The following is an 804-nucleotide window of genomic DNA, read 5'->3' as shown; positions in this document are numbered from 1 at the left end:
TTGCTGCCTGTGGCCCTAGTGCCAACGGCGTTCCTGCGGACGTCACCACCAACGGTGGCAAGCTGGCCACCGAAGTGGCATCAGTCACGAGCGCCGCCGGTGTCATCACGGTGACGCTGGCCGCTGCTTCGGTGGTGGGCTCGGACCTGGGCGGCAAGGTGATCACCTTCACTCCCACGGCCAACACGACCGCCGTGACGTGGAAGGCTGGCACTACCGGCATTACCAACGCCACGCTGCTGAACGCGCTGACCAAGAACAACGCGACCTGATTCAGCTGATACAGCGCCGAAGGCGGCGACGGAAAGCGTCAGTCCACACGGACTGACGCAGGTCGTGCCGGATGTCCCGCCAAGCGGCGCGAGACCGGCTGGCACGCCCTCTGCTTTAAGCATTACGTCCCTCAAAGCCTCTTTCCCTTACGGAGTCTGCACATGAACATCAAGCAACGCGCCCAACAAGGCTTCACGCTGATCGAACTGATGATCGTCGTGGCCATCATCGGCATCCTGGCTGCCGTGGCCATTCCGCAGTACAAGGACTACACGGCCAAGGCCAAGCTCGGCAATGCCATCACCGCTGCGGATCCGTGGAAAGCGGCCATCGCCCTGTGCACCCAGGAGACCGGCGACGCGACCTTTGCTGCCTGTGGCCCTAGTGCCAACGGCGTTCCTGCGGACGTCACCACCAACGGTGGCAAGCTGGCCACCGAAGTGGCATCAGTCACGAGCGCCGCCGGTGTCATCACGGTGACGCACGAGCGCCGCCGGTGTCATCACGGTGACGCTGGCCGCTGCTTCGGTG

The 804-nt window shown here is 64.1% G+C and carries 2 protein-coding genes; both read left to right on the top strand.

The genetic code is table 11. From position 1 onward, the window contains the following. Positions 1-272 (top strand): pilin (locus tag ACXJLH_RS29275; protein WP_457447992.1); only part of this gene is annotated, 272 nt, incomplete at its 5' end. 162 nt (positions 273-434) lie between these two features. Next, positions 435-804, top strand: a 370-nt coding sequence (locus tag ACXJLH_RS29270) for a pilin (protein ID WP_457447990.1), incomplete at its 3' end; no start/stop codon positions are given.

The sequence above is a fragment of the Roseateles sp. P5_E4 genome, assembly GCF_054049255.1.
The sequence above is the reverse complement of the archived record's forward strand: the minus strand, read 5'-3'. Positions and strand labels throughout refer to the sequence as shown.